General features: G+C 64.8%; 18 protein-coding genes. 11 read left to right on the top strand and 7 right to left on the bottom strand.

Annotated features, from left to right (window positions below):
• Positions 1-112: 112 nt before the first annotated feature.
• Positions 113-2,203, top strand: coding sequence for a bifunctional AfsR/SARP family transcriptional regulator/alpha/beta hydrolase (locus tag AC1DYC_RS01480; RefSeq protein WP_477403358.1), 2,091 nt, complete (start codon positions 113-115; stop codon positions 2,201-2,203).
• A gap of 236 nt (positions 2,204-2,439) precedes the next feature.
• The gene (locus tag AC1DYC_RS01475; RefSeq protein WP_112566658.1) at positions 2,440-2,712 is read left to right on the top strand and encodes a hypothetical protein; all 273 of its coding nucleotides are present in this window, start codon (positions 2,440-2,442) and stop codon (positions 2,710-2,712) included.
• Positions 2,713-2,865: 153 nt separating this feature from the next.
• Here AC1DYC_RS01475 and AC1DYC_RS01470 read toward each other — a convergent pair whose 3' ends face one another.
• Together AC1DYC_RS01470 and AC1DYC_RS01465 are read right to left on the bottom strand one after the other, a co-directional pair.
• Entirely contained in the window at positions 2,866-3,864 is a 999-nt protein-coding gene (locus tag AC1DYC_RS01470) for a bestrophin family protein (protein ID WP_477352263.1), read from the bottom strand.
• A 59-nt stretch (positions 3,865-3,923) separates the two neighbouring features.
• A complete protein-coding gene (locus tag AC1DYC_RS01465; RefSeq protein WP_477403356.1) occupies positions 3,924-4,553 on the bottom strand; it encodes a TetR/AcrR family transcriptional regulator in 630 nt (209 codons plus the stop codon).
• Between the two features lie 519 nt (positions 4,554-5,072).
• Between AC1DYC_RS01465 and AC1DYC_RS01460 the strand changes: the two genes are divergently transcribed.
• Genes AC1DYC_RS01460 through AC1DYC_RS01450 form a run of 3 tightly spaced genes read left to right on the top strand, consistent with a single transcriptional unit; the run spans position 5,073 to position 8,829 of the window.
• Positions 5,073-5,567: a (2Fe-2S)-binding protein gene (locus AC1DYC_RS01460; RefSeq protein WP_477403354.1), complete on the top strand. Its 495-nt coding sequence runs from the start codon at positions 5,073-5,075 to the stop codon at positions 5,565-5,567.
• The gene (locus AC1DYC_RS01455) at positions 5,564-6,547 is read left to right on the top strand and encodes an FAD binding domain-containing protein (RefSeq protein WP_477403352.1); all 984 of its coding nucleotides are present in this window, start codon (positions 5,564-5,566) and stop codon (positions 6,545-6,547) included. Before AC1DYC_RS01460 ends, AC1DYC_RS01455 begins: the two co-directional genes overlap by 4 nt.
• Positions 6,544-8,829, top strand: coding sequence for a xanthine dehydrogenase family protein molybdopterin-binding subunit (locus AC1DYC_RS01450; protein WP_477403350.1), 2,286 nt, complete (start codon positions 6,544-6,546; stop codon positions 8,827-8,829). Before AC1DYC_RS01455 ends, AC1DYC_RS01450 begins: the two co-directional genes overlap by 4 nt.
• 64 nt (positions 8,830-8,893) lie before the next feature.
• Here the strand turns inward: AC1DYC_RS01450 and AC1DYC_RS01445 are convergent, their stop codons facing one another.
• Positions 8,894-9,904: a zinc-dependent alcohol dehydrogenase family protein gene (locus AC1DYC_RS01445; RefSeq protein WP_477403348.1), complete on the bottom strand. Its 1,011-nt coding sequence runs from the start codon at positions 9,902-9,904 to the stop codon at positions 8,894-8,896.
• A 97-nt stretch (positions 9,905-10,001) separates the two neighbouring features.
• On the opposite strand from AC1DYC_RS01445, the gene AC1DYC_RS01440 reads away from it, so the two are divergent.
• Positions 10,002-10,931: a LysR family transcriptional regulator gene (locus tag AC1DYC_RS01440; RefSeq protein WP_477403346.1), complete on the top strand. Its 930-nt coding sequence runs from the start codon at positions 10,002-10,004 to the stop codon at positions 10,929-10,931.
• 34 nt (positions 10,932-10,965) lie between these two features.
• On the opposite strand, the gene AC1DYC_RS01435 is transcribed toward AC1DYC_RS01440, so the two are convergent.
• The 3 genes from AC1DYC_RS01435 to AC1DYC_RS01425 form a co-directional block, all read right to left on the bottom strand.
• A complete protein-coding gene (locus AC1DYC_RS01435; protein ID WP_477403344.1) occupies positions 10,966-12,090 on the bottom strand; it encodes a hypothetical protein in 1,125 nt (374 codons plus the stop codon).
• Between the two features lie 98 nt (positions 12,091-12,188).
• Positions 12,189-12,953 (bottom strand): slipin family protein, encoded by a 765-nt coding sequence (locus tag AC1DYC_RS01430; protein WP_477403342.1) that lies wholly within the window; start codon positions 12,951-12,953, stop codon positions 12,189-12,191.
• Between the two features lie 71 nt (positions 12,954-13,024).
• A complete protein-coding gene (locus AC1DYC_RS01425) occupies positions 13,025-14,401 on the bottom strand; it encodes an NfeD family protein (RefSeq protein WP_477403340.1) in 1,377 nt (458 codons plus the stop codon).
• Positions 14,402-14,610: 209 nt separating this feature from the next.
• On the opposite strand from AC1DYC_RS01425, the gene AC1DYC_RS01420 reads away from it, so the two are divergent.
• Positions 14,611-15,114, top strand: a complete 504-nt coding sequence (locus AC1DYC_RS01420; RefSeq protein WP_477403338.1) for a hypothetical protein — start codon at positions 14,611-14,613, stop codon at positions 15,112-15,114.
• 10 nt (positions 15,115-15,124) lie between these two features.
• Here AC1DYC_RS01420 and AC1DYC_RS01415 read toward each other — a convergent pair whose 3' ends face one another.
• Complete coding sequence (locus tag AC1DYC_RS01415) at positions 15,125-15,709, bottom strand: NADAR family protein (protein WP_477403336.1); 585 nt, start codon at positions 15,707-15,709, stop codon at positions 15,125-15,127.
• Between the two features lie 138 nt (positions 15,710-15,847).
• On the opposite strand from AC1DYC_RS01415, the gene AC1DYC_RS01410 reads away from it, so the two are divergent.
• From AC1DYC_RS01410 to AC1DYC_RS01395, 4 genes are read left to right on the top strand one after another with little or no spacing between them, the layout of a single operon-like run.
• Entirely contained in the window at positions 15,848-16,450 is a 603-nt protein-coding gene (locus tag AC1DYC_RS01410; RefSeq protein WP_477403334.1) for a CDP-alcohol phosphatidyltransferase family protein, read from the top strand.
• Between the two features lie 41 nt (positions 16,451-16,491).
• A complete protein-coding gene (locus AC1DYC_RS01405) occupies positions 16,492-18,273 on the top strand; it encodes a bifunctional alpha/beta hydrolase/class I SAM-dependent methyltransferase (protein ID WP_477408114.1) in 1,782 nt (593 codons plus the stop codon).
• Between the two features lie 4 nt (positions 18,274-18,277).
• Complete coding sequence (locus tag AC1DYC_RS01400; protein WP_477403332.1) at positions 18,278-19,624, top strand: phosphatase PAP2/dual specificity phosphatase family protein; 1,347 nt, start codon at positions 18,278-18,280, stop codon at positions 19,622-19,624.
• Positions 19,621-20,055, top strand: coding sequence for a hypothetical protein (locus AC1DYC_RS01395; protein ID WP_477403330.1), 435 nt, complete (start codon positions 19,621-19,623; stop codon positions 20,053-20,055). Before AC1DYC_RS01400 ends, AC1DYC_RS01395 begins: the two co-directional genes overlap by 4 nt.
• Position 20,056: the final 1 nt, after the last annotated feature.

The raw sequence follows: 20,056 nt of genomic DNA, 5'->3' as shown, positions 1-20,056 counted from the left end.
CGCGTGGGAACCGGCGTGATGGAATCGTGAAAAGCGCCTCGGCAGCGGAATAATTGTTGAAATGGGGTGAGCTTGAGCGGATCGTCATCACGCTATGACCGTGGCGGATCCGATGACCGGGCCTTATCTTCACCTGTTGGGTGGTTTCGACTTTGCCGGGGCCGCGGTTCCGGCCATCAGCCGCAAGGCGCGTGCGATGGTCGCCTATCTCGCACTCCAGTCGGGGCATTCGCAGTCGCGCGAGAAGCTGGCGAGCCTGCTTTGGAGCATCAACAGCGAGGCACAGGCGCGAATGAGCCTGCGGCAAGCGGTGTCGTCCGTCAGGAAAGCCATGCAGGCGTGCGGCGGCGGCCGCTTCCTCACCGACGGCGACAGCGTCGCACTGCATCTCGATGGCCTTGATTTCGATGTCGCGCGGTTCGAGGCGCTGGTCGCCAGCCTGGCGCCCGAAGACCTCGAAATGGCGCTCAACGTCTATCGCGGCGACCTGCTCGACGGCTTCGGCCTGAAGGAGGAGCCATTCGAGGACTGGCTGAGGGTTGAACGTGAGCGGCTGCGGGCTTTGGTCATCGCGGCACTCGACAGGCTGGTGGCGCATTACTCCGCGACGAATGATCCCGCCGCATGCGTGCGCGTGGCGACGCGCCTGCTGGCCATGGAGCCGCTGAGGGAGGACGTCCACCGTGCCCTGATGCGCGCCTATGCGGCGCAAGGCAGGATCAATCTCGCGCTGAAGCAATATGAGCACTGCCGCACTGCGCTTCAACGCGATCTCAAGCTGCAGCCGGAGCCGGAGACGCGGCAATTGTTCGAGACGCTGCGGACACGCCGCACGATAGCGCCGGCACGGCCACCCACGACCGATGCGGATGACGCCACCGGCTTCAGTCACCAACCCGCGCGCCCCCCGACCCACTATGTCAAATCGGCCGGGATCAACATCGCTTATCAGGTGACCGGCGACGGGCCGGTCGACCTGATCCATGTGCCGGGATGGGTCTCCAACCTCGACCATGCCTGGGCCTCGCCGCGGCTTTCGCACGTCCACCGGCGGCTCGGCACTTTCTCGCGCCTGATCCGCATGGACAAGCGCGGCACCGGGCTCTCGGACCGCAATGTCGGTCTGCCGACGCTGGAAGAGCGGATGGAAGATGTGCGGGCAGTGCTGGATGCGGTCGGCTCGAAGCGTACGGTGCTGTTGGGCACTTCCGAGGGCGGCTCGATGTGCATGCTGTTCGCGGCGACCTATCCCGAGCGCACCGCGGCACTCGTGCTCAATGGGGCCTATGCCAGCGGCAGATGGTCGAAAGACTATCCCTGGGCGAAGACAAGCGAGCAGGTGGAAGAAGATCTGGCGATCGTCGAGAGAGAATGGGGAGCGGCGGCGGATATGAGCAACGCGGCGCCCAGTCTGATGAGCGACACGTTCGAGACAGAATGGTTCGCCGCCTATCTCAGGAATTCCGCCTCGCCCGCCGACGCGATCGCGCTGTGGCGCTGGGGAACCGAAATCGACGTTCGCGACATTCTGCCTGCCATCCATGTTCCGACGTTGATCGTGCAGGCGAGCGGTGACCGCTGGGTAAAGCGGGAAGAAGGACGCTACCTGGCGACGCATATCGAAGGCGCCAGATACGTCGAGTTCGCCGGCCGCGACCACGTGATCTGGGGCGAGAATTCCGATCGCCTCGTCGACGAAGTCCAGGCGTTCGTCACCGGCGCCTTGCCGGCGGCTCCAGGCGAACGGCTGCTGGTGTCGGTGCTGTCCCTCGATATGACGGGCTCGCTTTTCGGTATCGAGCCGACCCAGCGGCACGCCGAGGCACTCCATGGTGAACTCCTCGCGGCCGAAGGCAGAGAGATCAGCCGAGCGGGCGGCAAGGTGCTCGCGGTGTTCCAGCGGCCAACGCGGTCGATCCAGTGCGCGATCGCCATTCGCAATCGCTTGCGGCGATCCGGTGTCGAGGTCCGCTCGGCGGTGCATATCGGCGAGTGCGAGCAGCGCGGCCATCAATTTTCCGGCGCGGCGATCGAGCTGTCATTGCGGCTGCTGGGTCATGCGCAGCCGGGCGAAATCATCGCGTCACGCACGGTGCGCGATCTCGTGGTCGGCTCCGGCCTTCGGTTCGAGGAGCGTGGCGAAATGGCAGCAAGCGGCCTGCCCGGCGCGTTTCCGTTCTATTCGGTCGATGGTACGGCTTGAGCGCTGAAGTGTGGGAACAGCGACGCTCGCCGGTGCTCGAGGGTCCACCAATCACAGCAGCCGAAAATCGTGAGCTACGAGGGGGCGCTTCTGTCCTCGCCAACCGCCATCGACCGGAGACTGCACATTAGAAGCGGCTAATTGACAGCCCAGGAGAAACAGCGCTCACTGGCTCGCGCAGGTAGACCGCAGCAAGCGGGCGATTGCGACCCGCGGCGGCACCTTGGGAGGATGCCATGCCGACCGTTATTGGCCATCACAACATCTCGAAAGACACCAAGCACTGGCTCTCGTCACCGAAGCGCAAGGAGCTTTTCGGTTCGCTCGGGATCACCAACGTCCGCACCTTCGTCGATCCGCAGAACCCGAAACGGGTCGCGATCATGATGGACGTTCCGGACATGGATAAGCTCGCGGCCATGATGCAAAGCAAGGCGGCCGCGGATGCGATGGCTCACGATGGCGTGGTGCCGGAGTCGCTGGTGATCCTGGTCGAGACGAAGGGATAACCACTGACCTGCGGAAACCGGCGAGACCGGATTTTGGCTTCAAGCGCCAGAGGCGGCGACGAGAAATTTTCTGGAGCGTTCTCATTGTGGCCGGCGTGATCGGGCTGAAGCTGGGTTCCCGAAAGTGCTTTGCAGGGACGGATGCTCGCCAAGTCAGGTCGCGATATCGTTGACCGGCAACAATGGCTTGGGAAGATTGGCTTCGCCAAGCCCGGCGCGCAGTTCGATCTCGATGTCGCGGCAGATCTGCGAGATCGGAACGTCGTTGGCGTTGCCCTCGAAAGGGTTGGCGCTGCTCTCGCCAACCTGATCGAGAGACATGTAAGCCCAGCCCAACAGCGTGCTGAACGGGATCGTCAGCCAGATCGCGATCGGGCTGAGCGCGCCGCCCAGTTTGCCCATATCCGCAAACACCGGAACCACGCCGAACGGCAACAGCGTGCAGAAGATCATGACGAACATGGAGCTGACGATGGCATACTGACGGGGATACGGATTGTTCTTGATGCGGTCGCAGCGCGCTTGCTGGTCATGGAAGTCGCGGATCAGTTTCGTCATCTCGGCATAGATCTGCGCAGGGATCTTTGCGTCCTTGAACAAGCCGTTGACCTGGACCGATTGCATTTCGAGCAGGGCTATCGCCGGCCGCGGCGACTTCAACACGCTCTCGGCCCGTTCGCCTAGCAGCGGGCGCAATTCGTCGGCGACCGAGCCGGTGTCCTCCTGGATGCGGTAACGCCGCCGGTACTCGATATTGGCGGCCCGCGCCATGGATTCCCACGGCATCGGTCGCCGCAGGGAAAAGCGCAGCGCTGTCATCCAGGCGATATGGCGATAGATGAGCTCATTTGCCGCCGGCGCATCGGTGAAGTCCCTGCAGAAATTGGACCACATCCGGCTGCTCGCCGTGATTTGCGCAAAGGCCTGCAGCGCTTCGCCGCTGCGAGTGAAAACCTGCGAATTCTTGAACCCGGCGACCAGCGAGACGGTGGTTCCAAGCACGAGCACCACCGACCACGGCACCGAGAGCCCGGCAATGGCCGGCAGACGGTAAGCGACCACGGCAAGTGCGCTCACCACCACCATGTAGATGACACTGCGCCGCGACCACAGCGCAAAATCGATCACCTTGTAGGAGCGGCCTACATACATCCTATATCCCTCAAAATGTGGTTGGGTTTGGTTGTTGCCCTGCCGATATGAAATCTACCTCACCGCGCCTTGGCAGCCCCAAAGCGCAAGCCGTCCATCAGCAGCTTGACCAGCCGGCGCGATCGGTCGCGCCAGTCCTTGGTGTCGGGGGCTGAATAGATGCCGCCGAGCGCATGCAGCACATCGGAAGCGTCGACGTCGCCGCGGATCGAGCCTTCGGCCATCGCTGCCTCGACCAGCTGCCGCAAGGCCAGCGACACCCGGCCCGACAGGTCGGAAAACACGGCGGAATTGGTGTTGAACAGGATGCGCAGGCTGGCCGCCAGGCCGCGCTTGGTGGCTATGTAGTCGACGAAGCGCTGCATCCATTGTTCCAGTGCCATGTCGGCCGGGTGGTGGCTGGCGAGGTCGTCGGCGGCCGCGCAGAGGGCTTCGACTTCGCGCCGGTAGACCACCTCGACCAGATGCTCGCGGGTCGGAAAGTGCCGGTAGAGCGTGCCGATGCCGACACCGGCCTGGCGCGCGATCTCCTCCAGCGAGGCATCGACGCCCTGCTCGGCAAAAGCCGTCGCCGCCACCTCGACCAGCCGGTCGCGGTTGCGCTGCGCGTCGGCGCGCAGCGGCTTCGGCGCCGCGGCTTCGCGCTTCACGTCGGCGGGTTTGTGCTGGTCGTCCAATTTTTTCTCCACTCAACGCACATATGGGGCTTGAACCGGGACAGTTCAGCCCCCACGTTAAATAAACGGAGGCGCCTCCGCTTTAGTGGAGTGCCTTTATCATATAACCAGGGGATGCGGTATGTCACGTGCTGAAGGACTGAAAGCGTCCCCTGCCCGCTGGAGAATGGTGAAGGCGGAGGCGAGCGTAATCTCCCCCCTTGAGGGGGAGATGTCGCCGAAGGCGACAGAGGGGGTCGGCTCGACCGGGCGCGACCTCCTGCGGCAGATGGGGGTTAGCGCTCTATGCGAGGCGACCCCCTCTGGCCTGCCGGCCATCTCCCCCTCAAGGGCAGGGCAATCGCATATGGACTCTTTCGAGGAATCGAACGGCGAACAAATCGGAATCGCGTCGAGAACAAACGTCGCGAGATTCCATCTTTGTTCCGCATATGCGATTCCCCTGCCCTCAAGGGGGAGATTACCCTTGCCCTGCCCCGTCCGGACGCCATTTCAATCCCCTAGCGTCAAGCAGCTGGAGCCAGACGCCTCATGACCGACCAAACCAAATCCACCACCATTCCCCTCCACCTCACCATCAACGGACACCGTCACGAGCTCAACGTGGAGCCGCGCGTCACGCTGCTCGACGCCTTGCGTGAGCGGCTGGCGTTGACCGGCACCAAGAAGGGCTGCGACCACGGCCAGTGCGGTGCCTGCACTGTGCATGTCGACGGCGAGCGCGTGCTTGCCTGCCTGACACTTGCCGCACAAGTCGAAGGCCGCTCGATCACCACCATCGAAGGGCTGGCCGGCGTCGACGGCACGCTCAGTGCCGTGCAGGCCGCCTTCCTCGATCAGGACGCCTTCCAGTGCGGCTATTGCACGCCGGGACAGATCATGTCGGCGGTGGCCTGCATCCGCGAGGGCCATGCCGGTTCAGACGAGGAGATCCGCGAATACATGGCCGGCAATCTCTGCCGCTGCGGCGCCTATCCGAACATCGTCGCCGCCGTGCGCCAGGCGGCCCTGGAGGTAGCATCATGAGGGATTTTTCCTACATTCGCGCCGACAGCATCGAGGCCGCGCGCAAGGCGGCGGCGCTTCCCGGCGCCATGCTGCTTGCCGGCGGCACGACGCTGGTCGACCTCGCCAAATGTGGCGTCGCCCAGCCTGAGACCGTGGTCGACATCACCCATCTCAAGGGGCTGGACACGATCAGCGTCGATGCAACTCACGCCACGCTCGGCGCGCTGGCGAAAATGAGCCACGTCGCCGACCATGCCGGGATCAAGAGCCATTTTCCCGCCGTCTCGGAAGCGCTGTGGCAGGCCGCCTCGGCGCAGCTGCGCAACATGGCGACCGTCGGCGGCAATCTCATGCAACGCACGCGCTGTCCTTATTTCCGCGACCCCTCGAACTTTTCCGCCTGCAACAAGCGTGAGCCCGGCAGCGGCTGCTCGGCGATCGGCGGCGTGACGCGGGGCCACGCCGTGCTCGGCACCAGCGAGACCTGCATCGCCATGTATCCCGGTGACCTGGCCACCGCGCTCGTCGCCTTCGATGCGACGGTCCATCTCGGCCAACGCGTGCTCAAGGTCGACGATTTCTTCCTGCTGCCGGGCGACACGCCCGAGCGCGAGCATGACATCCGCCCCGGCGAGATGATCACCGCGATCGAGATCCCCGGCTCGGCCGTTGCGCGGCGCTCGACCTACCTCAAGGTGCGTGACCGCCAGTCCTACGAGTTCGCCGCGGCAAGCGCCGCGGTCGGGCTGGAGCTGGAAGCCGATGGCCGCACCATCCGCGACCTTCGCGTCGCGCTCGGCGGCGTCGCCACAAAACCGTGGCGGGCGCACGCCGTGGAAGCGGCGCTGAAGGGCAAGGTGCTGGATGAAGACACCGTGCGCAAGGCGAGCGGGCTCGCCATGGAAGGCGCCGTCGACCATGGCGCCAACCACTACAAGATCGAGCTCGCGCCGCGCGTGGTCGCGCGCGCCATCCTCAAACTGGGAGAGACGGCATGACCGTTCACAACATGAAACACGCGGACGCCTCCGACGGCGCGGTCGGCGGACGGCTGTCGCGCGTCGATGGCCCGGCCAAGATCACCGGTGCTGCCAAATACGCATTCGAGCAGCAGCTCGACGGGCTGGCGCATGCAGTGATGGTCGAGGCCACCATCGCCGCCGGCACAGTGCGCGCGATCGACACACGGGCCGCGGAGACCGCGCCGGGCGTGCTTCTGGTGCTGACGCCCGACACCATCATGGAGATCACGGGCGCGTCGGACTGGCTGGGCAATCCGCCAACGCAGAAGACATACGCACCGCTCGCCCGCACGGTCACCTATTCCGGCCAGCATATAGCTGCCGTCGTGGCCGAGACCTTCGAGCAGGCGGTCGCCGCTGCGGCCCTGGTCGAGGTCAGCTATGACGAGACGCCGGCCATCGTCGACCTCAGCGATCCCAAGGCCGGCGACGGCATCCCGATCGATGCCATGACCAAGGAGTGGGGCGACGCCGAAGCAGCGTTCGCCGCCGCACCGGTGCGCATCTGCGCGGCCTACAACACGCAGCGCGAATACCAGGCGGCGATGGAGCCGCATGGGCTGATCGCGCGCTGGCAGGGCGACGAGCTCACCATCTGGGAGCCCAGCCAGTGGCTGGACGGCATGGCGCGCACCTATGCCGAATGGTTCGGGGTGCCGTTCGAGAATGTGCGGCTGGTCTCGCCCTATATTGGCGGCGGCTTCGGCTCGAAGGCACTGGCGCTCGCCCACAGCGCGGTGGCGGCGGCTTCGGCGAAAATGCTTGGACGGCCGGTGAAGCTGGTGCTGACAAGGCCGCAGAACTTCACCTCCTATGGCGGCCGCGCCGCGACCCGCCAGACGGTGACGATCGGCGCCGGCCGTGACGGCAAGATCCAGTCGATCGTGCATCGCGGCGTCAACGAGACCGCGGTCGACGGCATGTGGGTCGAGCCGCTGGCTTCGGTCACCTCGATCATGTACGCCACGCCCAACTTCTCCTCGAAGCAGAATGTTGTGCGAGTGAACACGGTCGTGCCCGGCGCCAAGCGGGCGCCCGGCGAAAACCCCAGCGCCTTCGGCATCGAAAGCGCCATCGACGAGCTCGCCCATGAGCTCGGCATCGATCCGCTGGAGATGCGGCTGATCAACTATGCAGAACAAGATCCTGAAGCGAAAAAAGCCTGGTCGACCCGGCAGTTGCGCGAGGCTTTTGCCGCGGGTGCGGAACGTTTCGACTGGTCGAAGCGCTCACCAAAGCCGCGCTCGATGCGTGACGGCAACCAGCTGATCGGCTGGGGCGTCGCCGCCGGCACCTATCCGGTGCGGCGGGCCTATGGCGAGGCTGTTGTGCGCATCCTCGCAAACGGCTCCGTCGAGGTCGAAAGCTCCTCGATCGATATGGGCCAGGGCACCTACACAATCCTGGCGCAGACGGCGGCCGAAACGGTCGGCGTGGCGGCCGACGATGTCGTGGTGAAGCTCGGCGATTCCCGATATGCCCGCGCCGGGGTCGCCGGCGGGTCGCGGCTGGCCGGCGTGATGACGGGCGCGGTCTACAAGGCAGCGACATCTGCGCTCGACCAGTTGGTCGGCCTTGCGATCAGCGATCCGCGTTCGCCCTTCCATGCGCTGCAGGCCAACACGCTGGTCGTCGCCAATGGCCGCATCACCGCACCCCGCGGCGACGGTCCCGATGTCTCGATTGCGGAACTGCTGGCAAGTGTCGGCCGTGACCGCATCGAAGCCACCGGCGACACCATGCCGGCCAATTCGAGCGCCGAGGATCGCTACAAGAACTACACCACCATCGCCACGTCGATCCCGCACACCGAAGGCGACTATTCGCGTCACTCCTGGTGCGCGCATTTCATCGAGGTGCGGGTCGACGAGGATTTCGGCACGGTGCGCGTGTCGCGCGTGGTGTCGGCGCTGGATTCCGGCCGGCTCTACAACCCGAAACTCGCCGAAAGCCAGTGGAAGGGCGGCATCATCATGGGCATCGGCCAGGCGCTGCTCGAAGAAGGCATCGTCGATCGCCGCCATGGCCGCATCGTCAACAACAACCTCGCCGATTATCTGGTGCCGACCAATGCCGACATCCCCGACATCGAGGTGATCTCGGTCGGCATTCCCGACCTGCATTCCTCGGTGCTCGGCGGCAAGGGCGTGGGTGAACTCGCCATCGTCGGCGTGGCGCCGGCGATCGCCAACGCGGTTTTCCATGCAACGGGCAAGCGCATCAGGGATTTGCCGATCACGCTGGAGAAGCTGATTTAGGGAAGCGATGGCGGGGGAGATCGTCGTCACCCTCGCCTCGCCAATCTCCGGCGTCGGCCCCTACCTACCACTCCAACCCGAACACCAGCTTGCCGAAGTGCAGGCCGCCGGCGGCCATGTGTGCGTAGGCTTCGACCGCTTCGTTCTGCGAAAAAACCTTGTCGACGACCGGCTCGATCCTGGATGCACCGATGGCGCGGGCGGCGTCGCGAAGGTCGGATACCGATCCGGTGTTGTTGCCCACCACCTTCAACGCCTTGATGATGATCGGCAGCAGGTTGACCGTGGCCTCGGCGCCGGTGACGAAACCGATGGTGAACAGCGTGCCGCCAGGCGCGGTGGCGTTGACGGCGCGGGCGAAGGTAGCGGTGCCGGCGGTTTCGACGACGAGGTCGGCGCCGAAGCCGCCGGTCAGTTCCAGCACCTTGCCGTCCCAGTCGGGCGTCGCGCGGTAGTTGATGAGATGATCGGCGCCGAGTGCCTTCGCCCGCTCCAGCTTCTCGTCCGACGACGAGGTGATGATGACGGTGGCGCCGGCGGCTTTCGCAAGCTGCAAGGTGAAGATCGAGACGCCGCCGGTGCCGAGCAGCACGACGACCGAGCCCGGCCCGACATCGGCGGCGCGGATGGCGTTCCAGGCGGTGGTGCCGGCGATCGGCAGCGTCGACGCCGCCTCGAAGGAGAGATGCGCCGGCACCGGCACCACCGAGTTGGCCGGCAGCGCGACATATTCGGCCAGCGATCCCGGCAGCGAAATGCCGCGCATCTGCGTCATCTCGTAAGGCCGCGGCCGGCCGCCGATCCAGCGCGGCTTGGCATGGGCGACAACGCGATCGCCGACGGCGAACCTCGTAACCCCCTCGCCCAGCGCGACGATCTCGCCGGCGCCGTCGGCGACCGGGATGAGCGGAAAGCTCGGTCCGGGATAATTGCCGCTCGCCACCGCGACATCGACGAAATTGAGGCTCGCCGCACGCTGGCGGATCAGCACCTCGCCGCGCTGCGGTTCGGGGGTGGCAATGGTGGCGGCGCGGAAGGCGTCCAGCCTGGGTTGGCTCAGTTCGATGACTTTCATGGTTTCACTCCGGTGGAACGATTGATGGGTTGAGTGAAGCTAGCTGCTGCGATATGTCTGGATAATCCTTGCCTTTTACATTTCAATAGTGTGATTTATGCAGCAATCTCATGAGCCGATGACCCTTGCCGAAATGGCGGCCTTCGCGGCCATCGCCGAGGCGCGGTCCTTCACAAGGGCGGCGGCGCGTGTCGGGCGCGACGCGACCATCCTGTCGCGGCGCCTGCAATCGCTGGAGGAGCGGCTGGGCGTCAGGCTGCTCCATCGCACGACGCGCAGCGTGTCGCTGACGGAAGCGGGCGCCGAATTCATGGTGCGGGTGCGCGCTATCCTCGCCTCCGTGGACGAGGCCGAGGCTGCCGCGTCGGCGCATGCCGGCGGCGGCCCGCGCGGCCTGCTCAGGCTGGCGCTGCCTGGCACGTTCGGGCGCATGTGGATCGGGCCGCTGCTGCCTCAGTTCCTTGCCGAATTTCCCGATGTCCGCATCGAGGCCGAATTCTCCAACCGTTTCGCCGATCTGGTCGCCGAGAATTTCGACGTCGCCGTGCGACTCGGCGCGCTGGAGGACTCGCGCCTGGTGGCGCGCAAGGTGGCGACGCGGCGGCGGCTGCTCTGCGCCGCCCCCTCATATCTCGCCCGAAGGGGCAGGCCGGAGACACCTCGGGCGCTGCTCGAACATTCCTGCCTGGGCTTCAGCGGTTTCCATACCTTTCCCGCCTGGGAGATGACCGACCGGGAGGGCCGGAGCGTGCGCGTCGAAGTCTCCGGGCCGTTGGTCACCGATGATGCCGAGGTGCTGGTCGAGGCCGCCGTGCAAGGCGTCGGCCTGATGATGAGCACCGACTGGTTGGTCGGCCGCGAACTCGCCGACGGACGGCTGGTGCCAATCCTGGAAGACTGGACGCTGGCCGACGAAGGCGCGATCTATGTCGTCACGCCCTCAGCCAAGGGACAAGCCGCCAAGACGCGCGCCTTCGCCGACTGGATCGGCAAGCGCTTCGCCCCGGAGCCGCCCTGGCGGCGGTGAAGTGCCATCATTCGATTTTCGCCAATCTCCCCACCTATCCTGGAAAATCCCAGTTCGACCGGTTCAGGACATCGCTGGGTGGCAGAATCTCTTCGGGCTTGAGCTCCCGGCGCTGAACCTCATCGGCGACAAATTCCTCACGTGGCCCCCACGCTCCACCACTGCCGATTTTTACCGGGATTTTGTCCTGCGTCAGACATTGCGAAAGGTTTATGTCAAACGTACCCGGAGCCATGTCGAACCAGTCGCACGCCTCACCGAGAACAATGTCCGTGCGGCCCATCCTCTCCGGGATGACATTGCGGCCGAGGTGAATAGCCGGCGAATCTGCCGACTGACATTTCTCGCATATGGAGAGCCGCTCAAACGCGCCGCCCTTTGCGGCCCCGAAGGATAGTGCCTGCCCCGTTTGCTCGTTGCGGATATTTAGGGTTCGCCGTCCATCGGCATACGATGTTTCATCGTAGCTCCACGGATCGTGCCGCCGTAAAACCCTGACCGCACCTTGCCATTGCATGTGCATGGCAAAATCTGGTCGGCGCTTGACGGCGGTTGCAGCTTGGGGTGGCTGATGGTTGAAGTGCAGCCATTGGGCAACGTCCAGCAAATTGGCAGGCAGCTCGACCTCCTCGGCGGACACGGGGCGCCGTCCGAGTCTGACAATCGCTGTCGATTGAAACAGCGAGCCGTTCACAAACACCCTTGTGGCGATCTCGATACCATCAGCCGTCAGGCAACTCAGCCATTGCAGTCCAGGGGCCCGCTTGTCTGGATCGCGCCGCACAACGTCCCGCACGTCGCATCGCTCGCCGGCATGCGTCTCGGTCTGGCCGGTTTCTGTTACTGCGCGAATTCGTTCGTAGGATGTCGGCGTCTCACGGCTTACCGAAACAGAGGAATAGTTTGAATCCCTAAGGAATGAGACCGTTATTTGCTTTGCCGGATTTCCGTAGATGACCGTCCCCAGTTCGTCCACACGGACCCAGCCGTCATGATGTGTGACGATCCTCGTATGGGATCCGGCCGAATTTCCCGATGGTTGCACCGTCATCGTCGCGACATAGTCGGGGACATTGGCCGAAGGCGCATAGGGTATATCGCCCGCCCACGCCGGAGAACCTGCCAGAACGAGGCCCGCCATGATCGGTAGTCTCATCATGGCCTCTCTCCCCGCGGGGCCACTCAGCTGCCGGCCGTACGATTCCCGGCAAGAGCGGCGATTTTGCGACGGCTGTGCAACTAGGCCCCGCTGGTTTTTTACTTTGCCCCACCCGCCCCCTTCATGAACTGGCTGAGCAGATCCACCGGCAGCGGGAACACCACTGTGGACGAGCGCTCGCCGGCGATGTCGTGCAAAGCCTCGAAATAGCGCAGCTGCATGGCCTGCGGCTCGGCCGCCAGCATCCGGCCCGCCTCGACCAGTTTCGCCGCGGCCTGCTGTTCGCCATCGGCATTGATCACCTTGGCGCGCCGCAGTCGCTCGGCTTCGGCCTGCTTGGCGATGGCGCGGATCATGCTTTCGTTCAAGTCGACGTGCTTGATCTCGACATTGGACACCTTGATGCCCCAGGCATCGGTGCGCTGATCGAGGATCTCCTGGATATCGCTGTTGAGCTTGTCCCGTTCGGCCAGCATTTCATCGAGTTCGTGCTTGCCGAGCACCGAGCGCAGTGTGGTCTGCGCCAGCTGGTTGGTCGCGGCCATGAAGTCCTCGACCTGAATGATCGCCCGCTCGGCGTCGACGATGCGGAAATAGAGCACCGCGTTCACCTTGACCGAGACGTTGTCACGCGAGATCACGTCCTGCGGCGGCACATCCTGGACCACCACCCGCAGGTCGACCTTCACCATCTGCTGGACGAAGGGGACCAGGATGATGAGGCCGGGACCCTTGACCCCGGTGAAGCGGCCGAGCGTGAAGACCACGCCGCGCTGGTATTCCCTCAGGATGCGAATGGCCGCGGACAGGAACATGACCACGACAAGCGCCAGAACGAGATAGGCCACATAACCGATGCTCATTGCCTTGCTCCATCATCAGAGCATGTCGCCCAAAAATGTGCAGCGGTTGGGGACATGCTCAAAACAAAGACTCATCTCCGGCGCCGTACCATCAGCACGAGGTCCTTGACCTCGGCCACCTCGACGCTGTCGCCCGGTGCGAGCGGTTCGTCGGCCTTCGCCCGCCAGCGCTCGCCCTGGGCCAGCACATGGCCCTCGCCTTGCGACCAGTCGAGGATCTGGGCCGGCAGTCCGTGCATGGCCTGCGCGCCGACGCGCGGAAGGCTCCTGCGTGCCGCCCACAGATAGCTGCCGGTCAACAGCGCAAGGCCAAGCGTCAAAGCAGCGGCGGCGCCGAGAATGGCCCACGACATCTCGAAGCCGGGACCCTCGATCTTGAGCAGCATGGCTGCCCCCAGCAGAAAGGCGCTCACGCCTCCTAGCCCAAGCACCACGGTGGGATTGAAGGCCTCGACGATGAGGAAGGCGATGCCGAGCAGCATCAAGGCAAGGCCGGTATAGTTGATCGGCAGCAGATTGAGCGCATAGAGCCCGAGGACGAGGCAGATCGTGCCGATCACGCCTGGCGCGACGGCGCCCGGGCTGGTGAACTCGAAGACGATACCGTAGACGCCGACCAGCATCAGGACGATGGCGATGTTCGAATCGGTGATGACGGCGAGAAGCCGGATGAACCAGCCGGGATCGAGCGTTTCGACCGGCAGCCCTTTCGTCGCCAGTACCTGCTTCTTGCCTGACACCTCGACCGTCCGCCCGTCGGCCAGTTGCAGCAGTTCGGTGGTGTCGCGGGCGACGAGGTCGATGACATGTTCCTGCAGCGCCGCATTGGCCGAGAGGCTTGCCGCCTCGCGCACCGCCTTTTCGCCCCAGTCGGCATTGCGCCCGCGCAGTTCGGCCAGCGAGCGGATCAAAGCAACCGCGTCATTTGTCACCTTGGCCATCATTGCGTCGCCCGACGGCGGTGGTCCGGTGGCGTTCTTCCGGTCCTTGCCGGTGTCCTTGTCGCCGCCGGGACCGGGAAGAGATGGCAGCGGCCCGCCGAGTTCGATCGGCGTTGCCGCCCCCAGATTGGTGCCGGGCGCCATGGCCGCCACATGGGTTGCGTAGAGAATGTAGGTACCGGCGCTGGCCGCATGGCCGCCTGCCGGCGCGACATAGCCGATGACCGGAACCGGCGAGGCAAGGATGTCGGCGATCATCTCGCGCATCGAGGTGACCAGTCCGCCGGGCGTGTCGATCTGCAGGATGACGACCTCGGCGTTTCGCCCTGTGGCGACCGCCAACGCTTCCTTGAGCTGCCTGGCGCTCGCCGGACCGATGGCGCCGTCTATCTCGACGTTCAACGCAACCCTTTCCCGGCCGCCCGCCTCTCCGGTTGCGGAAGAGAGGCAAACGACCAAGGCGGCCACGAAAGCCGCGGCAAGAAGGGCCACATGCGCGCGTTTCACGCTCAAAGCTCCATGGATTCAATATGGGTTGTATTTTGGCGAAGTCCATGAGGGGGATTAGCGGCGGTTGGCGAAGCCCAGCGCAACTGTCAATCTCCCCCCAGGTGGGGGAGATTGCGCGCGCAGCCGTTTTCGCCAATTATCGGCCCAGCGCCACGGCATCCGTTGTTCCGGGCCGCAGATGCCGCGATGGCGCGGGAGGGGCAATCATGAGAAGCGCATTGGCGAAGTTCATCTTGGCAAGTTCCGTTCTGGCCGCGTTGCAAGCCGCGCAGCCGGCCTTTGCCGCGTCCTGCAACTGGAGCGCCAAGATGGAGGAGGACGAAGGCGGCAGCGTGCTGACGGCCTCGGTGTGCGGCGGGCCGAAGGCCGATGCGCATCTGATGCTGGTCTGTTTCGACAAGCCGGTGCTGAGCTACGATCTCGGCGACGCGGGCCAGCAGCTGGAGCCGGGTAACAGCGCTTCCTTCACCTTCAAGACCGCCGACAAGAGCATAACGAAGACGCTTCAGCTCGAGGAGATGTACAATTACTTCACGCTGGAATTGTCAGGCCCGACCGACCCGCTGCTCGCTTTGTTGCGGGGCAAGGGCGACGTCACGGTTTCGGCCGACAAATATGGCGAAAACAGCTTTCCGCTGACGGGCTCGAGCGGGGCTATCGGCAAGGTGCTGGCGCAGTGCGGCAAAAGCTCTGCCGGCGATGCCGACTGACGCCCTGCCCTCATCCGCGCAGCCGGTCGCGTGCCTCCATCAGGGCGAAGCCCAGCAGATTTTCGCCGCGCCACAATAGCGGGTTTGCGGCACGCTCGTCATCGGCAGCAAGGCCGATACCCCAGATCCGGTCGACGGGGCTCGCTTCGACCAGGACCTGATCGCCGGTCGACAGCAGAAACGCGCCGAGCGCCTTGTGCTGGCGGAATTTCTCAAAGCTCCCCTCGGTGACGATGCGGTATTTCTCCGCATCCCAGCGCGCCGCGTCGAAGCCGCTGACCTGCCGTCCAAGCTGCTTGGCCTGCCTCGGGCTGCCTGCGCCGAGGATCTGCGTTGCAACCTGCCCGTCGCCGAACAGGCGCGCCTTGCCGGCCATCATCCAGTGTTCGGCTGTCGGGTAGGTCAAGCCATCGACGCTGAACGGCGCCGGCCACCACTGGCTGAGGCAGGACGTGGTGATGCGTCCGTCCTTGGACGGCTGGTGTCCCCAGAAGAAGAGCAGCTTCGCCCGGGATTTTGCGCGGAAGGCTGCTTCGAGCCAAGCACGGTCGTAGGTCATGGCGGCGATGAAGCGGAACGGCAGGCTGCTTGTCAACGCCGGTGACAGGTACGAACAACGGTTCGGCCCGCCATTCTTTTTGCCGGCTATGCCGGGCAGAACTCCCCTTGCGTCTTGCCCGCCGATTGACCAATCTCGCCGACACTGTCATGAGCCGCGGTCGGGGGATCGCATATGCCTACGCTCTATGCACTGAAACCGGCTTTTCAGGCCAGGTTGCGGCCGCTTGCCGACCGGCTGGCTGATGCCGGCGTCACCGCCAACCAGATCACGCTTCTCGCCGCCGTGCTCTCCATCGCCACCGGCCTGGTGGTTGCCGTCTTTGCCGACCATCGTGCGATTTTCCTCTTGATGCCGGTGGTGCTGTTCGTGCGCATGGCGCTCAACGCCATTGACGGCATGCTGGCCAGGGAACATGCGCAGGCGTCGAAACTCGGCATGTATCTCAACGAACTTTGCGACGTCGTCTCCGACCTGGCTCTGATTCTGGCCTTTGCCAGCCTGTTCCCGGCCTGGGGCGTCGTGGCTTTCGCCATCGCCGCCATGCTTGTCGAGTACGCCGGGGTGCTCGGCGTCGCCGCCGGCAGCGGGCGCAACTATGCCGGGCCGTTCGGCAAAAGCGACCGGGCGCTGGTGCTGGGCGTCATCGGCTTCCTCATTGCCTGCGGCCTGTGGGTCGAGGCGATCACACCCTTTGTGTTTCCGGTCATGGCTACACTGTCTCTCGTAACCGCCATCAACCGGATACGCAGCGGCCTTAGAGCGGGCGACGCCTGATGCAGAAGCGTCAGCAGCCCGACCGCCAGAGGGGAACCATGATCCACCAGACCGTCACCGCCGCAGCACCGGCAAGCCTTGAGCGCATCGCGCAGGAGCGCACCTTCAAGAGCCATGACGGCACCGAGATTTTCTACCGCTACTGGCCGGCCGTCGGGCAGACGCCCAAAGGCGCGATCCTGCTGTTCCATCGCGGCCACGAGCATGGCGGCCGCATGGCGCATCTGGTCGACGAACTCGCCATGCCCGACCATGCCTTCTACGCCTGGGACGCGCGCGGCAATGGCCGCTCGGCCGGCGAGCGCGGCTATGCGCCGTCCTTTGCCGCACTGGTGCGCGACATCGACTGCCTGGTGCGCGAGATCGGCCGGGATGGTTTTGACCGGCGCGATGTCGCGCTGATCGCGCAATCCTTCGGCGCGGTTCTCGCCGCCGCCTGGGTGCATGATTATGCACCCGACATCCGCGCGCTGGTGGTTGCTTCGCCGGCCTTTTCGGTAAAGCTCTACGTGCCCTTCGCCAAGGAGGGCATTGCGCTGTGGCAGAAGCTCAAGGGCCGCTTCTTCGTCAATTCCTACGTCAAGGCGAAATTCCTGACGCATGATGCCGAGCGCATCGCTTCCTTCGACGCCGATCCGTTGATCACAAGGCCGATCGCTTCCAACATCCTGGTCGAACTCTATGACCACGCCGCCCGCATCGTCTCGGACGCCCGCGCCATCACCGTGCCGGCCCAACTGTTGATCTCGGGCAGCGACTGGGTGGTGCGCCATGGGCCGCAGCACGACTTCTTCGTCAATCTCGGCAGCAGCGCCAAGGAGCGGCATGTGCTGCCCGGCTTCTTCCACGACACGCTGGGCGAACGCGATCGTAAGCAGGCGCTCGACCTGATCCGGCCGTTCCTCGAAAAGCAGTTCGCGGCGCCGGAAAAGCCGATCGACCTGACCTCGGCCGATCGCTCCGGCTATACCCGTGACGAAGCCGAGAAGCTGGCCTCACCGCTGGCGCTGCTGTCGCCAAAAGGCCTCTACTGGGCGATGAGCCGCGCCTCGATCCGCATGGGCGCCTGGCTGTCTTCGGGCATGAAGACGGGTATTGCCACCGGCTTCGATTCCGGCTCGACGCTCGACTATGTCTATGAGAACGAGGCGCGCGGCACCGGCTTCATCGGCCGCATGATCGACCGCACCTTCCTCGACGCCATCGGCTGGCGCGGCATCCGCCAGCGCAAGCTGCATCTGGAAGAATTGATCGGCAACGCTGTCGCTGCGCTCAAGGCAGCCGGGCGTCCCGTCAACATTGTCGACATTGCCGCCGGCCATGGCCGCTACGTGCTCGATGCCATCGCCAAATGCGCCGAGCCGCCGGCCAGTGTGCGGCTGCAGGATTATTCTGACATTAATGTCGGGCTGGGCTCGAAACTGATCGCCGACCGGGATTTGCCGACCAGCGTCTCTTTCCGCAAGGCCGACGCCTTCGATGCAAAAATGCTGGCCTCGCTGAAGCCGGCGCCGGATCTCGCCATCGTCTCCGGCCTCTACGAGTTGTTCGCCGACAACCAGATGATTTCCCGCTCGCTCGGCGGACTGGCCAGCGCCATGCAGCCCGGCAGCCTGCTGATCTACACCAACCAGCCCTGGCATCCGCAGCTGGAAATGATCGCGCGCAGCCTGACCTCGCATCGCGGCGGCCAGGCCTGGGTGATGCGGCGGCGCACGCAAGGCGAGATGGACCAGCTGGTGACAGCGGCCGGTTTCGAGAAGATCGACCAGCGCATCGACCAATGGGGCATCTTCACCGTTTCAGTCGCAAGGCGCGTCTGAGGCCATGGTCCTGGCTGTCACTGACCCTGCTCCTGCTCCGGCGCGGGAACCCTATTCCGGTATCGTGCTGAGGGCCGCCCTTTGGCTGGCGCTGCTGGCTCCGTTCTTCTATTCGACCTATGGCTTCGCCAACTGGCTGGCGTCGCGGCGCGACCATGTCGGCAGCATCGTCTATGCCTGGGAACACGCCATCCCGTTCGTCGCCTGGACGATTGTGCCCTACTGGTCGATCAATCTGTTCTATGGCCTGTCGCTGCTGCTCAACACGACCAGGCGCGGCGTCGACCGGCTCGCCGGCCGCTATCTCACGGCACAGATCATTGCCGTCACCTGCTTCATCCTGTTTCCGCTAACGGCGACCTTCGTGCGGCCGGCAACCAGCGGCTTCCCAGGCTTCCTGTTTGCGGTCCTCGGCGGTTTCGACAAACCGTTCAACCAGGCGCCATCCCTGCACATCGCGCTTCTGGTGATCATCTGGGATCACTGGCGCCATGCCCTGATACACCACCGTCTGGGAAGCTTGCTCAGGCCCGTCTGGCATATCTGGTGCTTTCTCATCGGCGCCTCGGTGCTGACGACCTGGCAGCATCATTTCATCGACATTCCAACCGGCGCGCTGCTCGGCCTGTTTGCGCTGTGGCTGTTTCCGGCCAAGGGCGAACTGCCCTTCTGGGGTTTTCGGCTGACCTCCGACCCGAAGTCGCGGCGACTGGCGGGATATTATGCGCTCGGTGCCGCGCTTGCCCTCGCCGCTGCCGCCGCGGGCGCGTTCGCCTCGGCCGTCTCGCTCATCCCGTTGTGGCCGGCGCTGGCGCTGGCCATCGTTGCCTTCGCCTATGCCGGGGCCGGCGCCAAAGTGTTCCAGAAGGCAGCCGACGGCACTGTCTCGCTGGCCAGCCGTATTCTCCTTCTGCCCTACCGGCTCGGCGCAAAAGTCAATGTCTGGGCATGGACCCGTGAACTCGCGCCACAAGCAGAGATCACCGACGGTGTTTTCTTCGGCCGCTTTCCGAGCGCAGTGGAGGCCAACCGTTTCGGCACCGTGATCGACCTTGCCGGCGAGCTGGAACGGCCTGGTGGCGTGACCAGCCGCTGGCTCAGCTATGCCATGCTCGACCTCGTGGAGCCGCCGCATGACAGGCTGGAGCGGGCGGTGGCGGCGATCGAGCTGGCGCGCCGGCGCGGCACCGTGCTGGTCTGCTGCGCGCTCGGCTTCCAGCGCAGTGCGGCCATCGTCGCCGACTGGCTGGTTGTGACCGGCCGCTCGCACACAGCCGCACAGGCGCGCAAACGGCTCGCCGCATCGGGCCGGCCGGTGCATCTTCATGGCGCGCTGGACGAAACGGCATGAACGGCGAGAATTTTCCCGAGAAGGCCGAGGCGTTCGCCGCCGGGCTGATGGTGCAGGCGATGTGGCCGATCCTGCTGGTGGTGGCCGGCGTTATGGCAGCGCCGATCATCGGCCTGGCGGCCGCCCCGCAGACGACAGCGCTGTCGGCAGCGGCCTGGTTGATTGCGGCGGCGAGTGCCGTAGCCACGCTGGCTCTTTCGGCCTTGCTTTTGTTCGACGCGCTGCTGTTCCGACTGATTGCAAGCCACGCCACCGAGGCTGCCGGCGGCGCCGTGGTCGACGATGTGCTGGCGCGCATGCGTCTGAAACCCACCGCTGCCGGCGGCCGCTCGCTCGATCATCGCATAGCAGGCACGCGTCGCCTGCTGACAAGACAGCGCCTGGCACTCGCCGTGTTTGCGGCGGCATCCCTTGTGGCGGCATTTGTTTGAA

This window comes from Mesorhizobium sp. P2_E7, from assembly GCF_056403855.1.
Note: the sequence above shows the minus strand (reverse complement) of the source record. Positions and strands in the feature narration are given on the sequence as shown.